Source organism: Aeromonas sp. S5(2024), assembly GCF_041403025.1.
In the GTDB taxonomy this organism is placed as follows: domain Bacteria; phylum Pseudomonadota; class Gammaproteobacteria; order Enterobacterales; family Aeromonadaceae; genus Aeromonas; species Aeromonas hydrophila.
Window position 1 is genome coordinate 315697 of sequence record NZ_JBGLRI010000002.1, and the last position, 13606, is coordinate 329302.

Annotated in this window: 11 protein-coding genes; 2 read left to right on the top strand and 9 right to left on the bottom strand. The window is 65.0% G+C overall.

Annotation, left to right across the window (positions count from 1 at the left end; genetic code table 11):
* Positions 1–253: 253 nt before the first annotated feature.
* The 9 genes from ACB032_RS05265 to ACB032_RS05305 all read right to left on the bottom strand — a co-directional run bounded on the left by ACB032_RS05265 (position 254) and on the right by ACB032_RS05305 (position 9781).
* Positions 254–1552: an outer membrane protein transport protein gene (locus tag ACB032_RS05265; RefSeq protein WP_371137504.1), complete on the bottom strand. Its 1299-nt coding sequence runs from the start codon at positions 1550–1552 to the stop codon at positions 254–256.
* Between the two features lie 410 nt (positions 1553–1962).
* Positions 1963–2706: a DUF3379 domain-containing protein gene (locus ACB032_RS05270; RefSeq protein WP_323962988.1), complete on the bottom strand. Its 744-nt coding sequence runs from the start codon at positions 2704–2706 to the stop codon at positions 1963–1965.
* Positions 2699–3289, bottom strand: a complete 591-nt coding sequence (locus ACB032_RS05275) for a sigma-70 family RNA polymerase sigma factor (RefSeq protein ID WP_371137505.1) — start codon at positions 3287–3289, stop codon at positions 2699–2701. Before ACB032_RS05275 ends, ACB032_RS05270 begins: the two co-directional genes overlap by 8 nt.
* A 33-nt stretch (positions 3290–3322) precedes the next feature.
* Positions 3323–4843 (bottom strand): hypothetical protein, encoded by a 1521-nt coding sequence (locus ACB032_RS05280; RefSeq protein ID WP_371137506.1) that lies wholly within the window; start codon positions 4841–4843, stop codon positions 3323–3325.
* Positions 4840–6336: a tetratricopeptide repeat protein gene (locus tag ACB032_RS05285; protein WP_371137603.1), complete on the bottom strand. Its 1497-nt coding sequence runs from the start codon at positions 6334–6336 to the stop codon at positions 4840–4842. Before ACB032_RS05285 ends, ACB032_RS05280 begins: the two co-directional genes overlap by 4 nt.
* On the bottom strand, positions 6336–7349 hold the full coding sequence (locus tag ACB032_RS05290; RefSeq protein WP_166463733.1) for a VWA domain-containing protein: 1014 nt from the start codon (positions 7347–7349) through the stop codon (positions 6336–6338). The genes ACB032_RS05285 and ACB032_RS05290 overlap by 1 nt, the downstream gene beginning before the upstream one ends.
* Positions 7346–7921 (bottom strand): DUF4381 domain-containing protein, encoded by a 576-nt coding sequence (locus ACB032_RS05295; protein WP_371137507.1) that lies wholly within the window; start codon positions 7919–7921, stop codon positions 7346–7348. The genes ACB032_RS05290 and ACB032_RS05295 overlap by 4 nt, the downstream gene beginning before the upstream one ends.
* Entirely contained in the window at positions 7906–8796 is an 891-nt protein-coding gene (locus tag ACB032_RS05300; protein WP_371137508.1) for a DUF58 domain-containing protein, read from the bottom strand. The genes ACB032_RS05295 and ACB032_RS05300 overlap by 16 nt, the downstream gene beginning before the upstream one ends.
* A 34-nt stretch (positions 8797–8830) precedes the next feature.
* Entirely contained in the window at positions 8831–9781 is a 951-nt protein-coding gene (locus ACB032_RS05305) for a MoxR family ATPase (RefSeq protein ID WP_029302946.1), read from the bottom strand.
* Between the two features lie 193 nt (positions 9782–9974).
* On the opposite strand from ACB032_RS05305, the gene fadI reads away from it, so the two are divergent.
* Both fadI and fadJ read left to right on the top strand, forming a co-directional pair.
* Entirely contained in the window at positions 9975–11285 is a 1311-nt protein-coding gene (fadI, locus tag ACB032_RS05310; protein WP_371137509.1) for an acetyl-CoA C-acyltransferase FadI, read from the top strand.
* Positions 11285–13432: a fatty acid oxidation complex subunit alpha FadJ gene (fadJ, locus tag ACB032_RS05315; protein ID WP_043162545.1), complete on the top strand. Its 2148-nt coding sequence runs from the start codon at positions 11285–11287 to the stop codon at positions 13430–13432. Before fadI ends, fadJ begins: the two co-directional genes overlap by 1 nt.
* Positions 13433–13606: the final 174 nt, after the last annotated feature.

Genomic DNA, 13606 nt, shown 5'->3' on the forward strand with positions numbered 1-13606 from the left:
TGCATTGTCCTTGAAAATGAACCTGGAGTTCGAACGTTCTTATGGTTGGAGGCAGGATTTTATATGGTATGACCAGTAAGGCAACGGGCGTGGGGACGAGCGGATGAAAACGGGATTAAATGCTGGGGGATGTGCTGCTAATAGCTTGATAAAAAAAGAAAAGCGTACAGTTGTTTACTACAGATGTACGCTGAAACATGAATTCGGAATAAAAAAAGAGCGCCCGCAGGCGCTCTGGTCAATTCGCTGATTATCAGAACTTCATGTTGAACTGAGCGGAAGCGAGGAAGGCGTTGCCGTGGGAGGTGCCTTTCCAGCGCAGGGCTTCGTTGCTTTCGACCAGCTTCTCGTTGACGTCCACTTTCTTGCCGTCCAGATAGGCCATGCCGAAGTCGACGCTCATGTCCTTGTCGATGTGGTAGGTGGCACCAGCGCTATACCATACGCGGTCGGAATCTGGGATGCTCAGGCTGCGGTATTCCGGCTCGATCGGGGTGTTGTCGTAGGCAAAGCCGATACGAGCTTCCCAGGACGGGTTGACGTACCAGGTACCACCCAGAGAGTAACGGGTGGAGTCCTTGAACTTCTCCGGCTTGTAGAGGCAGACGCCGGCACCGTCGGTGCTGTTGCACTGACCGCTGGTGGCTTTGAGCTCCTGGAAGGCGCTCCAGTCGGTCCAGTTGACGGAGTAGTGCACGGCAAACTGCTGGTTCAGACGGTGGTAACCGGCGAACTCGGCCTGGGCCGGCAGATCCAGCGGCAGTTCGCCACCGACGGTCTTGAAGCCGGAAGAGGTGCCCTGATAGTCACCCTTGAACTTCAGGTCTACCTGGGAGCGATAGGTCAGCGCGAAGCGGTTGTTCTCGTTCACTTCATACATGGTGCCCACGTTCCAGCCGTAACCCCAGTCGTCGCCCTTCAGGTGGCTGACGATGGTGTCCTTGCCGATACCCGGCACGCCACTCAGCGGCGGCACGGCGGCCAGTACGCCGGCGCGGCGGTTCAGTTCAGCCTTGGCATAGACCAGATTCAGACCGGCGCCGAAGCTGAAGTGCTGGTTGACGCGGTAGGCGATGTTCGGGTTGATGTTGAAGGTGAGCAGTTCGGTGTTGCCAGCAATGGAGCCAGCGTTGAAGTTCTCGGTGTACTCGGTCGACAGACCGTAGTTGGAGAACAGGCCGATACCCCAGGCCCACTGGTCGTTCAGCGGCTGGATGAAGTAGGTGGCAGGCACGAAGGCGCTTGGGGCGATGCCGCTTTCACTCGCGTTTCCTTTATTTACTGGTCCTGCATAGATGTCACCATTTACATCCACGTCCGGCTTGATATAAGTACCGGAGACAGAGAACGCCATCTTGTCAAACTGGGTCATGGCTGCCGGGTTGCGGGACAACACGGAGGCGTTGTCCGCCACGGCGGCTTCCCCTGCATACGCACGACCCAGGCCGGAGGCTGAGTGTTCGTTCAATTGGAACGCGGCGGCGAAGGTTTGGGTACTGGCCAGGGTGACGGCGGCAGCGATCAGGCTCTTTTTGAAAAAGGCAGTTGTCATAGTGTTCTCTCTTGTAGGCAGATTTTCCGTCGGCATCAGGGCTATTTTGCCTCTGTATGTGACAAGATCTGTTGTTATTTCAGCTTCTTCCCATTCAATTCTGGCGTGATTCTATGGATCTGGTAGGAGGTAAGAAATCAGACCAGTGACAGCAGAATACATAAAAGTTTCCAGAGTGTTAATCATTTGTTTGAATTCGCCGCTTAAATAGTCTCTTTTACCATTAATTGGATAAAAAACACCCACATACAGCGATCTGCATCACAAAAATATTTTTGGGTATTTGCGGGGAATGAGCGGCGAATAGGGGAGAATCGTGACGGGAAAGGAGATAAACGGGCAGCCAACCTGATTGGTCTGCCCGTTGGCTTGACCCGCTACGAGGCGAGTCAAGATTGGGTTAATGCCTGTTAAATCGACCAGTGCAGCCGGGATTCCAGCTGCTCTGCCACCGGCGCCAGCGGCTCCTCCATCTCGCCGATCAGCACCATGTTGGCCCCCTTGAGTTGCAGGATCTCGCCTTTGAGCTGGCCATCTTCAAAGGTGGGCTGCAGGGTGAGTGGCACGTGCTTGGGCACCAGGAACAGGGTGACCGGGCCCATCTTGCCCTGCAATACCATGTGCAGTGCCGGCCCTTGATAGAAGGAACAGTGGTTGACATAGGTGATCTTCAGCCCCTGCATGCCCATCAAGGTCGCGCCATATTTCTCCATCTTGGCGTTGATGGTGCGCAGGCTCACCTGCTCGTCCACATCCTTGATGAAGGGCTCCTCGCCATAGACGTGGGCCATGGCGACCTGGGCCAGCGAGAGCTCGTCGGGAGCTGCTAGCGGCCAGCTCAGCCAGCGGGTGCTCATGCCGAGCAGGAAGGCGACCGAGGCAGCCATGGCCAGCGCACGCCAGTTGCTGCGCGGGCGCACCGGCAGGGGAACCACCTGCGGCTGATCGGCTTCCAGCGCTTGTCTGAGCAGGATGCGCTCGGCCAGCCCGGCAGGCACCTCGACCTCCATGGCTCGCTGTAGGCTGCGATCGAGCTGCTTCATCTCGTCCAGATGCTTGCGGTTGGCAGGGGAGCGCTGGGCCTGCTCGAGAAACGCGGGATCCTGCTCCTGTGGATGGGCTATGGCCCGACGGCGAAATTCCAGCTCATCCATTGGTGTGTCCTCTCTGTTGGGTCGTTGACTCCATGGCCTCTTTTATCTGATTGCGGGCCCGAAACAGGCGAGTCATGACGGTGTTCTTGTTGAGCCCCAGCTGCGCGGCGATCTCGTCGCCGCTAAAGCCCCCCAGCACCTGCAGCAGCAGGGGTTCCTGATATTCGGCCGGCAGGCGGGCGATGTGGCGTCTGAGCCACTCGTTCTCCATCTCCTGCTCGCTGTGCAGTGCCTCCTGATCGCTCTGGGGATGCTCGTCGAGATCGACGAGGTCAAACTGCTTGCGCTCGAAGCGGCGCGCATTTTCCCGCCGCAGTATGGTGATGAGCCAGGCCTTGGCGGCCTTGTCGTCGAGCAGGGCGTCGATGCTCTTCCAGGCGCGCAGAAAGGTTTCCTGCACCAGATCTTCCGCCACTTGCGGATCCCGGCACAGCCAGTAGGCGTAGCGGTAGATGTCCCCGTGCAGGGCATGTACCAAGGCTTCGTATTTGGTTTGTTTGTCTGCCATGCCTCCATAGACCGGGGAGGCCGTGGGATCCTTTCCGACCGTGGCACCTTTTTTTCTGAAAAAACCTAAAGCCATCGCTGGGCTTCCTTATTTGAATGAAGGCCAGGATCAACCGATCCTGGCCAGTTGCCTGAGGCCATAGGCTATCGCAAAAGTTTCGTGGCCGCATAGGGCGCTGGAAAAGTCCGTCCAGGTTGGCGGGTGGCTTTCAGCAGGGGACGCGGCGGCAAAACAGGCTCGTTCCAGGGCGGCGAAGTGGGGCGCCAGGACGGGATCGCGGCGACAGGGCAGGGCATCGAGGCGGGGATGGGGCAGTGACCAGCGCAGGCTGGCCCACGCCAGCAAGCGGGCCCGGGCCTGCTCGGCATCGGCCCGACACAGCGCCTGTTGCAGGCGATAGAAGGCGTACCAGCGCGGCCCGTGGCGCCAGCAGGCCCGCAGCAGCAGGGCCCAGATCACCCACAGCAGGCTCTCGTCGTTCGGCCCATCCTGCACCGGCTGCGCCTGCGTGCTTGCGGCGATGTGCAGGGGCGTGGCGGGCAGCCGAGCATATTCGATGCGCCCGCGTTGGGTGTTGAACCAGGCCAGCTCGATGGCGGGCAGCAGGTAGTCACCGGGTTCGTCCACGGTCAAGGCCTGGCGCCACTCGCGCTCGAAGCGCAGCGTCCCCTTGGCGAGATAGCGCTCCTGCTGCTGCTCCCCATCCGGTCTGGCCCGGATGCCGGCGGGCAGGCCGGATGAGCCGATCAGGCGTGCCAGATTGAGGCGATTGCCATCCCCCCCCTCCAGGGTGAGGGTCAGGGTGCGGATCACCGGCTCACCCGCTCTGGCCGCCGTGGGCGGATCCAGCCGCTGGCTCAGGGTGAGCTGGCTCGCCACCGGTTGCAGCGGGGGCTCGTCGATCTGCACGAACAGGGTGGCCGCCCGGGCCGAGAGCGGATCACTGCCACCGTCATCCTGCGGCAGGCGCCCCTGAAATCGGGGAGATTCCAGCGGATGGCGCCCCACCTCTTTGGCCTGCAGCAGCCAGCTGCGGGTCAGACGGCCGGGCAGGCCGGGGCTTGCCGGTGGTTGCCACTGATCGTTGCCGAGGCGGCGAATGGTGAAGGCATCGCTGGTCGGCTCGGTGAGGTTGGGGGCCTCCATGTTGGCCGGCAGCCAGAGGCTGAGCTGATAGACAAACGGCTGGCCGGGGTAGAGCGGCCCCTGTTGCAGCACCCGGGCCTGCAGTTCGATGGGGGAGATGGCAGGCGCTGGCGCCAGGTTGCCGGCTTCGCTGCGTGGTGGAAAGGGGATGGACGGAGTCTGCTCCGCCCCCAGTGGCAGGGCCGGCACCTGCTGCGGGCTGGTATCCAGCAGGTGCAGGGGGATCTGCCAGCGAGTCAGGCTCTGCTGCGGGGTACTGACCCGGCTCATGGTCACCTTGCCCACCGCAAACTGGCGCAGCAGAGGGGTGATGGCAAGCTCACTGCTCTGGCGCTCGCCGTCCGCTTCGATGATCAGCAACCAGTCGCGGCGATCGGCCCCCGGCAGCAGCTCGGCCCGGGGCGGGGCGGCAAAAACCTGCGCCGTCATCAGCCAGAGCAGCAACAGGCACAGGGTATGGCCAGGGGCGAAGAGGCGGCTCACCAAGGATCCTCTCCCTTCAATGTGCCAGGGGCGAGGCCGCGATCGCTCTCCTGCTGGCGCCTGCGCTGATCTTCCTTGCGCAGCCGCTGCTCCAGCAGCAGGACGGGAGGCGACGGAGGCAGGGGGGCATCCGGGGCGGCGGCCTGCTCGGGGGCATCGATGGGCTTGGGATCCTGCGCCTGTGGGGTTGCCTCGGGCGGCTGGGCGCGCAGCAAGGTCAGGTTGTAGCGCGCATCCTGATGGCTGGGTTCCAGCGTCAGCGCCGCCAGATAGGCCTGCTCGGCCGCCGCCAGCTGACCGAGCTGCACCAGGGCATTGCCCCGGTTGTAATGGGCTGTGGCGGTACTGGCCCGGCCATAGGCGGCCGCCGCCTTGGCATAGTCGCCTGCCCGATACCAGGCATTGCCCTGCCAGACGGGATCCGCAAAGGCGCGGGCGGCCTCCTGATAGCGCTTCTGCAAGAAGGCCTGCCAGGCCAGGTTGTCCCCGACCGGGGGAGGGTTGGCAACCGCCGGATTGGCCTGCAGAGAGGGTGGCGTCAGCAGCAGCGCCCCCACCAGCACCAGCCAGAGGGTGCCGATACGAGCCAGCAGCGCCAGCGGCAGCAGGGGCAGCAGCAGCCAGGGGCCGAGATCCATGGCCTGGTGCGTACCTGTGCTCTGGCTCATGGGCAGGGGGGCAAAGCGTGGCGCCCCCTGTTGCAGCCACTGCAGTTGACCGCCGAGATCGCCGGTCAGCTGTTGCAGGGTTGCCACGTCGGGGGCCGGCAGGGCACGGCCGAAGCCACCGCCTAGGGTGGCGGGCAGGCGACTGGCCTGGCCGCTGTTGACCAGCAAGACGTCGAGGCGCGCTTGTACCTGGGCGTGGCAAAAGAGGCTGCCCTGGCAGGGCCACACCGCCTTGATCCGCTCAGCCTGACGGGCGGTCAGGTCGTCGGTGATCAACAGCAGGCGGGCCTGCTGGCCGACGGGGATCTGCTTGAGCGCCAGCGTCACCGCACGCTCGGGCGCGCTGCCTTGCCTTGGCATGATGGCCGGGCGCAGGTCGGGCAGCAGCAGGGCGAGGGCCTGGTGATCCCGAGTCGGCGGCATGGCGAGGTAGGCATCCCCGGCAAACAGGATGAGAGCGATGGGATGGGCCGCTTCCTGCTGCGCTCGGTCAGCCAGCAGATCCTGCAGCAACACCCGCACCCGGGTGGCCCGGTCCGGCAGCAGATCGGTGGCCAGCATGGAGCGGGAGAGATCCAGCAGCCAGATGTCGAGGGCCGGGCTCGGAGTGCTCTGACTCTGCTGGCGCAGGGCCGGGCCGCTCAAGGCCAGGATCAGCGGCAGGCAGGCCAGCCAGAGCCAGGGAAAGTGGCGCCGCTGCCCCGGCAGCAGATAGGCCTGCATGGCGGGGGCCAGCAGCGGGGCCTGGCGACGACGGCGCCATCCCTGCCACAGCCAGGGCAGCAGGGCCAGCAACCAGAGCGGGCGCAGCAGAGTGAGCTCCATCATGGGGCGCCTCGGGACGGTCTGTCAGGCACAGTGGTTTTGCGGCTCAGCCGCCGCGGCCAGCGCAACCGGGCGGGCCAGCTTAGCAGCAGCCAGGCCAGCGTCAGCGGCCAGGGGTAGAGCTCCTGGTTGGGGCGATAGCGGGTCTGCGCGGTGGCGACGGGCTCCAGGGTGTCCAGCGCCTGATTGATGGCCTCGAGATCCCCCTGGGTGCGCGCCCGAAAGTAGCGGCCATGGCCCACCTCGGCCAGCTGCTGCAAGAGGGCTTCGTCCAGCTCGGCGCTGGGGTCGCTCTGGGCCGGGGCCTGCGTGGGGGCCATCGCCTCGGCAAAGGTATCCGGATCAGCGCCCACCCCCAGGGTATAGAGGCGAATGCCTGCGGCGGCGGCCTGCTTGGCCTCGCGCAGGGGATCGGCGCTGCCGGCGGTGTTGCGTCCGTCGGTGACCAGCAACAGGGCAGTAGAGCGATTGGGGGCCTTGTGCTGGCGCGCAAGCAGGATGGCTTCGCCGAGGGCGGTGGTGCGTCCCACCAGCTCGAAATCGAGCTCGCGGGTCAGGCCGAGCAGGGCGTTGGTCTCCTGGGTCAGGGGCGAGAGCAGGTAGGCGTGATCGGCGAACACGATGAGGGCGATACGATCGCCGGGGCGGGCGGCGATGAGCCTGTCTATCTGCTGGCGCACCGCGCTGAGCCGGTCTTTTTGCTCCCCTTCATCCAGCATGTCCTGAGTGCGCATGCTGTCGGAAAGATCCACCGCCAGGATGAGATCCCGGCTGCTCTGATAGCTTACCTGAGGCGGCTCCTGCCACTGGGGGCGGCAGAGCGCCAGCACCAGGGCGCACCAGCACAGTGCCATTCGCCACAGGGGCTGGCCGGCATGGGGGCGCAGCAGGGGAAAGCCGGCATGGGTCAATACGCCAGGATCATGTGCGCCGCGGGGGCGGGGCGGCAGACCAAAGCGCACCAGCAGCGGCAACACCAGCGCCAGGGCAAACCAGGGCCAGGCGAGGATCATGGCCGTCTCCCGGCGTGCGCGTCGCTGGTGCGGGCCCGCCGCCGGCGAGTGCGCAGGTCCAGCAACCAGGCTGGCGGGCTGATGCAGCTGCGTCCCCATGCGAGGTAGGCCCGGCGCAGCGCCTGGCGCTGCTGCGCATCCGGGCTTTGACCGCCGTAGAGCCAGGCAGACCAGTGCGGGGCCAGCTCGCGAAAGCGGCTGCCCCCCAAAGAATTGAGCCCCAGAGAATCGAGAAAGGCGAGCCAGGGCGCGCCCTGCAATACGGCCGCCTCGGGCCAGCGGGGCAGCACGGCCTCGCGCAACACGGCCTGCAGCTGGGGCACCAGGTCGGGGGACTGCCAGTCGAGCTGTCGCCGCCAGCGGTGATAACGCAGCAGGCTCTGCACGCCGAGGATGATCATGGCGCCGACCAGCAGCGCGATCAGCAGCCACCACCAGCCCAGCAGGCGGGGATCAGAGGCCAGCTGCAGCGGCGGGCCGGGGTGAATGTCGCGCAGCTGGGCCGCCAGCGGGGAAGTGTGGACGCTGCTGCCCGGCACGGCGCTGGCGAGCCAGTTCAGAATTGACGGCATGCCCCCTCCTGCCACTGGCGTTGCAGCGGCTGGCCGTTGTCGAGCCGGTAGAGGCGCTGCACCAGCGGCAGCAGTTGCTGATGGCTCTGGCGGGCCAGCTGTTCGGCAGCCTCTTGATAGCGCCAGGCGAACCCCGGTTCGCCAGCCTCGAGCCAGCCACTCTGCTGGCCGGCGCGCACTGCCAGGCGGCCCTGGGCCGGCAGGGCTGCCTCCAGTGGATCCCGAATTTGCCAGCAATGCAGGTCGTGGCGCCGGCCGAGCAGTTGCAACTGGCGGCAGAGTGCCTCGTCGAGAGGGCTGTGATCGGTGATGAGAGTCAGTCTGGCACCGTGGGGCAGGTTGAGCCGGGCCAGGGTATGGGCCAGGGCGTGGGGGGGCGGCGTGCGCGCCAACCCCAGCCGGTAGTGGTGGCAGAGGGCCTCCAGCAAGGGCACTAGGGGGCCGCGCTGGTGTTGCAGATGCGGCTCCACACCGTGGCAGATCAGGGTATTGGCCTGCTTTTCCCCTTGCCAGAGCAGGGCGGCGGCCAGCTCGCAACCCAGGCGCGCCTTGAGCTGGTGGCAAGAGCCGAAGTACATGGCCGGAGAGAGATCGAGCAGCAGCCAGTGGGCCTGATCCTGCTCTTCGCTGTAGAGCCGGGTATAGGGACGACCAAGGCGGGCGGTCACCCGCCAGTCGATATGGCGCACCTCGTCACCGGCCTGATAGGCGCGCAGCTCGCGAAAGGTGAGCCCCGGCGTGCGACCAAGCCGGCCTTGCGCCACCGGTTGAATGCGCGAGCGCGGCCCCTGCCGGGCCCACAGCCTGATCGCCAGCAGTCTGGCGAGCGGCAGGGCGATATCGGGATGGGCGAGGGGATCGGCGACGTTCGTCATGGCAACAGGGCCCGCACAGAGGAAACGAGCGGGCTCAGGGGCATGGGATCGCGTCCAGCAGCAGGGTGATGAGCGCCTCGTTGTCGAGGTTGTCCGCCAGCGCCTGATAACTGGGGATGAGGCGATGGCGCAGCACGGCCGGTGCCAGCTGCTGAATGTCTTCGGGCAGCACGAAATCCCGTCCGGCCAGCCAGGCCCTGGCGCGAGCCGCTCTGGCCAAACCTATGCTAGCCCTGGGGCTGGCGCCCACCGCGACCAGGGGTTCGAGTTCCGGACACAGGCCGCTGCCCGGCCGGGTGGCACAGACCAGCTGCACCAGGTAGTGCTCGAGGCGCCCCTGCATCTGCACCGCCTGCACCGCGCTGCGGGCCGCCAGCAGATCGGCCTGGCTCAGGGTGAGCGGCGGCGTCGGCAGGGTGTCGCCGCGGGCGTTGAGCTGGAGGATGGCCAGCTCCATGGCGGGGCTAGGGTAGTCCACCAGCAGCTTGAGCAAGAAGCGATCGAGCTGGGCCTCCGGCAGGGGATAGGTCCCCTCCTGTTCTATGGGGTTTTGCGTGGCGGCCACCATAAAGAGCGGCGGCAGGCGCCAGCTCTTCTTGCCCACGGTGATCTGATGCTCGGCCATCGCCTCCAAGAGGGCGGACTGGACCTTGGCCGGCGCCCGGTTGATCTCGTCCGCCAGCACCAGGTGGTTGAAGAGGGGGCCGGGCTGAAACACGAAGCTGGCATCCTGGGGATGAAACACCTCGCTGCCGGTGAGATCGGCAGGCAGCAGGTCGGGGGTGAACTGGATGCGGGCAAAGCGCCCCTCCACCGCGCCGGCCAGCGCCTTGACGGCCCGGGTCTTGGCAAGACCGGGGGCGCCCTCGATCAACACATGTCCTTCACATAACAGGGCGATCAGCAGCCCCTCGATGAGGGGGCCCTGTCCCAGAATTTGACTACCCAGATAGTCTCCAAGCGCTCTGAACTCGGCCGCTGCCATGCAATAAACCCGTTGTTTTCATAGAAGTTGATCTTTTTATACTCCAGTTGGCGTACAAGGGCGAGGGAGGGGGCCAAGATGGCGGCAATTTAGTTTCAATCAGCCGTATGAAATTTGTGAGTGGATTGTTAAGATGTGGCGCAATGAGGTCAGACCTCTCCCTTTAGTCTTCTCGTTTAACCAAGGAGCCAGGATGAAAGAGCCATTGAAACTGACGACTCGCCAGGGCGAACGGATTGCCGTCGTGGCGGGTTTGCGCACTCCCTTTGCCAAGCAGGCCACCGCCTTTCACGGCGTGCCTGCGGTGGATCTGGGCAAACTGGTGGTGAGCGAGATGCTCGCTCGCACCGATCTCGATCCCAAGCTCATCGACCAGCTGGTGTTCGGCCAGGTGGTACAGATGCCGGAAGCCCCCAACATTGCCCGCGAGATCGTGCTCGGCACCGGCATGAGCGTCAGCACCGATGCCTATAGCGTGTCGCGCGCCTGCGCTACCAGTTTCCAGGCCGTTGCCAACGTCACCGAATCCATCATGGCCGGCACGGTGGACATCGCCATCGCCGGCGGCGCCGACTCCTCGTCCGTGCTGCCCATCGGGGTGAGCAAGAAGCTGGCTCGCACCCTGGTGGATCTCAACAAGGCGCGCAATCTGCAGCAGCGTTTCAATATCCTGCGTCAGTTGCGGGTCAAGGATCTGCTGCCGGTGCCGCCCGCCGTGGCTGAGTACTCCACCGGTCTCTCCATGGGGCAGACCGCCGAGCAGATGGCCAAGAGCCACCAGATCAGCCGCGAGGCGCAAGATGCGCTGGCGCACCGCTCCCACACCCTGGCCGCGCAGGCCTGGGCCGATGGCAAGCTCAGTGGCGAGGTGTTTACCGCCCACGTGCCGCCCTACAAGGCGCCGCTGGAGCGAGACAACAACATCCGCGAAAGCTCGGATCTGGCGAGCTACGCCAAGCTCAAGCCGGTGTTTGACCGGGTACACGGCTCCGTCACTGCCGCCAACGCCACCCCGCTCACCGACGGCGCCGCCGCCGTGTTGCTGATGCGCGAAGGGCGGGCCAAAGAGCTTGGCCTCGAGCCGCTCGGCTATATCCGCAGTTTCGCGTTTTCTGCCATCGACGTGTGGCAGGACATGCTGATGGGCCCCTCCTACGCCACCCCGCTGGCGCTGGACCGCGCCGGCATCACGCTCAGCGATCTCACCCTGATCGACATGCACGAGGCCTTTGCCGCCCAGACCCTGGCCAACCTCAAGATGTTTGCCAGCAAAGAGTTTGCCCAGAGCAAGCTGGGCCGCGATCAGGTCATCGGCGAGGTGGACATGGACAAGTTCAACGTCCTCGGTGGCTCCCTGGCCTTTGGTCACCCCTTTGCCGCGACCGGTGCGCGCATGATCACCCAGACCTTGCACGAGCTGCGGCGCCGGGGTGGGGGATTGGGGCTTAACACCGCCTGTGCGGCGGGCGGTCTCGGCGTGGCCATGGTGTTGGAGGTAGAGTGATGAGCGAGAAGACTTTTTCCCTGGCAGTGCGCCAGGATGGCATTGGCATTCTCACCATGGATGTGCCGGGCGAGAGCATGAATACCCTGAAGGCCGCCTTCGTGGAGGAGATCCGCGCGGTGCTGGCCGAGGTGAAAGCCAATAAAGAGCTGATCGGCCTGGTGGTGGTCTCCGGCAAGAAGGACTCCTTCATCGCCGGCGCCGACATCAGCATGCTGGCAGCCTGTACCAGCGCCAAGGATGCCGAGACGCTGTCGCGGGAAGGGCAGGTTATCTTCGCCGAGATCGAGTCGCTGCCCATTCCGGTGATCGCCGCCATTCACGGCCCCTGCCTCGGCGGCGGGCTGGAGCTGGCATTGGCCTGCCATGGCCGGGTGGTCACCGATCACGGCAAGACGGTACTCGGCCTGCCCGAAGTGCAACTGGGCTTGCTGCCGGGCTCCGGCGGGACCCAGCGTCTGCCGCGCCTCATCGGGGTGGCCAAGGCGCTCGACCTGATGCTGACCGGCAAGCAGGTGCGGGCCAAGCAGGCCAAGAAACTGGGGCTGGTGGACGACGTGGTGCCGCCCTCCATTCTGCTGGATGCCGCCATCAAGTTGGCCAAGAAGGGCAAGCCCCGTCATGAGCTCAAGCGGGATCTGCAGGGCAAGCTGCTGGAGACCAACAAGCTGGGCCGCAAGGTGCTGTTCGATCAGGCCCGCAAGGGGGTGAAGGCGAAGACCCGCGGCAACTATCCGGCCCCGGATCTGATCCTGGAAGTGGTGCGCATCGGGGTGGAAGAGGGGATGCAGGCAGGCCTTGCTGCCGAATCCCGCCACTTTGGCGAGCTGGTGATGACCAGCGAATCCGCCGCCCTGCGCTCCATCTTCTTTGCCACCACAGAGATGAAGAAGGAGGTCACCTATCAGGGGGCCGAACCGCGCAAGGTGGGTCATGCCGCCGTGCTGGGTGGCGGTCTGATGGGGGGCGGTATCGCCTTCGTCACCGCCACCAAGGCGGGCGTGCCGGTGCGGATCAAGGACGTGGCCAGCAGCGGTATCGGCAATGCCATGCGCTACAGCTACGACATCCTGGCCAAGAAGCTCAAGCGTCGCCAACTGCTGCGCAGTGAGCTTGAGAAGCAGATGAGCCTGCTCACCGGCACCCTCGACTACTCCGGTTTCCACCGGGTCGACATGGTGGTGGAGGCGGTGTTTGAAGATCTTTCCCTCAAGCACCAGATGGTGAAGGACGTGGAGCGCGAGTGCGGCGAGCACACCGTGTTTGCCTCCAACACCTCCTCTCTGCCTATCCACCAGATCGCCTCGGCGGCGGCGCACCCGGAGCGGGTGGTGGGGCTGCACTACTTCAGCCCGGTGGACAAGATGCCGCTGGCGGAGATCATCCCCCACGCCGGCACCAGTGCCGAGACGGTCGCCACCACCCTGGCCTTTGCCCGCGCTCAGGGCAAGACCCCCATCGTGGTCAAGGACGAGGCGGGCTTCTATGTCAACCGCATCCTGGCGCCCTACATGAACGAGGCGGCGCGCCTGGTGCTGGAAGGGGAGCCGGTGGAGGTGCTGGACGGCGCCCTGCTCGATTTCGGCTTCCCGGTGGGTCCCATCACCTTGCTGGACGAGGTGGGGATCGACGTGGGTGCCAAGATCTCCCCGATCCTCGAAAAAGAGCTGGGGGGCGAGCAGTTCCAGGCCCCGGCGGCCTTTGACAAGCTGTTGCAAAACGATCGCAAGGGGCGCAAGAACGGCAAGGGCTTCTACCTCTACGGCAAGGCGGCCCCGCGCAGCAAGCTCACCGGCAAAGAGGGCAAGAAGACGGTGGACGAGAGCGTCTACGGTGTGCTCGGCATCTCGCCCCAGGCCAAGCTGGCCAAGGCGGAGCTGGCCGAGCGCTGCGTGCTGATGATGCTCAACGAAGCGGCCATGGCGCTGGACAGCGGCGTGGTGGCCTCGGCTCGCGATGGCGACATCGGCGCCATCTTCGGCATCGGCTTTCCGCCGTTCCTGGGTGGCCCGTTCCGCTACATGGACAGCCTCGGCATCGAGCACTTGGTGGGGCGCCTTGAGCACTACCAGAAGCGCTACGGTGACCGCTTCGCCCCCTGCGATCGCCTCAAGGCGATGGCGGCGGAGCAGCAGCGCTTCTATTGAGGGTGCGCCGCTCGCGGCAACAGACCAACCGACAAGGAGGCGACCCCGGGGCCGCCTCCTTCTTTTTGGCGCCTGGATGGAAAATGCGGGGGCCGCAGGCTGACAACTGGTTGAATCCCGTCCATATTTTCCCTCGGCAAGGGATAAATTGTTGATCCAACTCAAACTAGCCCC